Annotated in this window: 3 protein-coding genes and 1 pseudogene; all 4 read right to left on the bottom strand. The window is 53.0% G+C overall.

What is annotated here, in order from left to right; translation table 11 throughout:
- Positions 1–133: 133 nt before the first annotated feature.
- The gene (locus tag LPH68_RS25835) at positions 134–805 is read right to left on the bottom strand and encodes a tyrosine protein kinase (RefSeq protein WP_195589146.1); all 672 of its coding nucleotides are present in this window, start codon (positions 803–805) and stop codon (positions 134–136) included.
- A 140-nt stretch (positions 806–945) separates the two neighbouring features.
- On the bottom strand, positions 946–1,422 hold the full coding sequence (locus LPH68_RS25840) for a hypothetical protein (protein WP_230297240.1): 477 nt from the start codon (positions 1,420–1,422) through the stop codon (positions 946–948).
- A gap of 15 nt (positions 1,423–1,437) precedes the next feature.
- Positions 1,438–1,818, bottom strand: coding sequence for a DpnD/PcfM family protein (locus tag LPH68_RS25845; RefSeq protein ID WP_230297241.1), 381 nt, complete (start codon positions 1,816–1,818; stop codon positions 1,438–1,440).
- Position 1,819: 1 nt separating this feature from the next.
- Positions 1,820–3,037, bottom strand: a pseudogene (locus tag LPH68_RS25850) (hypothetical protein); the annotation flags it as partial.

Genomic DNA, 3,037 nt, shown 5'->3' on the forward strand with positions numbered 1-3,037 from the left:
TATTCGGGTACATAGCACACTTCATCGGGGCGGTTGAGAAAGGCATCCTCGTTCTTGTAGATGTTTCCTTCCCCTCCATATTCCAGTTCATAGAACACACCTTCCGGCGTTTCTATCCTGTTGCCAATCTCTATCATAGCGTTACCGTTTCGTGGGTATATATAATCACCATCCGGGAGGAGAGCACCTTGTCGCGTACCGTGGGGTTGGCGATTGCCCAATCGGAATGGAAGTGCATGTCCGGAATGGATGCGATGTCCACAATATCGCCCCCGTTTTCCAGACGGAGGTAATCCGGCTGATACAGGTTGCAAAGGAATTTGCCGTCCGTATCGCTGATGGCGTATATCTTGCCGTCGAGTGCGGCCGTCATCTCCTCCTCGCTGCGGTAGACCATCAGGTATTTACAGCCGGTCTTCATCTCTTCCGCAATCCGCTTATGCAGCTCTTCGGGAGATAATTCACGCAGTATCGACACGACCGCTCCGATACTTTCCACGGCATCGTAGCTGTCCAGAGCATCATGGCAGGTCGTTTGAAACTCCTCTTTCGGGCGACCCACAAAATTTATGGTACGGACTTCCTGTCCGTGCCCGCCGAGCAGGTAAAAGGGTGTACCGTTCCATTGTTCCTTTCTGACAGAGAGCGGCCGGGAACACTCCCGTGTCTGTCGGTTCACAGCGGCATACAGTTCCAGACTTTCCCCGCATTCCATATGCAGGATATGCCGGGCGAACTCCGCAAACGTCATGATTTTGATTCCTCCCCCATTTGCCGTGAAGAAATCCTGTCTTGTCTGTTTCATAAATCCGTTTCTTTAAGAGTAGGTAATCGTTTTGTATAAGGGGTGGAATATTCACCTCGTTTTAAAAAAAAAGACCGCCGCAGCCGTAGCCGCGACGGCCCGTCATCATTATGGCATGTGATGAACAGGTTCTGTTTCCGTTATTCGTCTTCGTAGTACGGTACACCGTGCCTAACCACTGCTTTTTCCATTTCTTCCCACCAGATTTCACTATGGTGGTCGTTGTTAAAATCGATGGACTCGCCTTCACCGAGCCGCAGCTGGTCGCGGGTCTCCATTTCCGTTTCGTACACAATCTGTTCCATCTGTTCGTCCGTAACATGGCAGGTGTTGAACTGCTCCGGCAGGGATTCCAACTCCCTGCGTGACAGCTCGGATTGCCCGCAGGTGAAAACCTTGTCATAGAAAACGTCATCTTTCGGCGGCAGTTCGGGTTCTTGTTCCGGCAGCACATCCAGATAATCCGACTCGTACAAGTAGTTCTCGTCGCGTCCCTGCGTCTGCCGGTTGTTCTCGAACTCTTCCAGGTCACTTTCTGTCAGGCGGAATTCCTTCTTCTTGCGTCGCAGGTACTCCATCATGTTTTCGAGGGAGGAGAACGGGGCTATGAGTTCCATGGAAGAACGGCTGTGTCAGGCGTCGCTCCTGTACAGCAGGTAGACCTGCGGACGGTTCCGGGCCGCCTCCTTGCGGTATTCGCCGAACTCATACAGGGCATTGTCGAAACTTCCGAACGCCAGTCTGATCTTGTCTTCGATGGATATGGATTCCCGGTATTCCTCGAACCGGCACTGCACATACTCCATGAAATCCGTATTGCCCAGTGCCTCCATGAGCGTGGTATCATCGGCCGAGAGCGCGATATCGGCCCCAGCGAAATTGTCGGCTGACAGCACGTGTTTCTCTTCATTGTATTCGTCTTCCGCCCGGCAGACGGCCAGGCCGGGCGTTTCCGCTTCAATCTCCACGACCTTGCGGAGTGTCTCTTCGATAGCTATCCGGTATTTTTTCATATCAGATGATGTTTATTTGTTTCAGTTCACGTTTGTAGTTTCTCAATGACGGCTTGTGCCCTTTCTCCTTTACGATCTGGCGCATCTGTGCAAAGGTGTACGCCTTCTCCATGTCCAGACCGTAGTCGGAGGCGAATGCCGTCATGCCTACATAGCAGAAGCCGAACTTCCGGTGCAGCATGTCGGCCGTATAAGGCGTCATGTCTTCCGCCAGGGTTACGGGGACAGCCATTCCCCGGATCTTGAACTTCAGTCCCTCGATAAGGGTCCTGCAGTTGTCGTTGTGGTAGGTCAGGTTCCCGCGCCGGGCGCAGTAACCGATGGTCTCTCCCATGAAGGTGTTGCGGAAGATTTCCGTACGGTTCAGGTCCTTCAATTTCTCGACACCGTAATAACAGATTGCCTGCACGGCTTTCAGCGACTTGTCCACTCGGGGCTTGACGAAACGCGGATCATTCTCCGCCACGGTCTTTTCCAGCCACGTGCGGTGGAAGGTTCTGACAGGTACGTCGAACACCTTCTCCGGCGTGCAGTATTTTGAATCCGACCGGGGCATCATCAGGTGTGCCGAGGACGGCTCGTATTGTTCTTTCAGATAAAAGGCCAGACAGGTATTGCCGATTTTGCAGTAAGTATAGTCGTCACGGCTATTTTTCAGCGACAGCATGGTGGTTTCCCCGCCATAGAACTTCTCGGGCAGTCCCGTCTGCCGACAGAACTCCTTGAGGAAATGTCCGGGGATGGCACGTGCATAACTGCGCTCCCGGCAGCACTCTTTCGCCATTTGCGGGGTGATGAACCGTTTGGCAAAGTCACGGATATGGTGATGGCTGTAATCATACGCCGCCCGCGTGTTCGCGGAGGTCTGGAACTCTTTGGGCATCTGACGGAACCAGCGGAAACATGTCCCGTGCTCCATACAGTAGTCGACGAACTCCCGCGTCCATACATTTTCAGGGAATTCGGGGCAGTTGCCGTTTCTTCGGATGAATGCCTTGCACACTTCCACCGTGAGCAGGGATTGTTCTGTTTTCTCGTCGATATAGCAGTTCGTCTCCCGTTTGCTGTTATCGATGGCAATGACCAGTCTTTCCGGTGTCTTGAAACGCTTCGGCAGCTCCCCGAACATGTAAGGGTGTTTCTCCATCAGCCGGTCCGCCAGCATGTCGTCCAGATATACCGACAACGGCTTGAAAAACTGGGGGTCTGTGATGAAGTT

Source organism: Bacteroides sp. 1_1_30 (genome assembly GCF_020982715.1).
GTDB lineage: Bacteria > Bacteroidota > Bacteroidia > Bacteroidales > Bacteroidaceae > Bacteroides > Bacteroides xylanisolvens.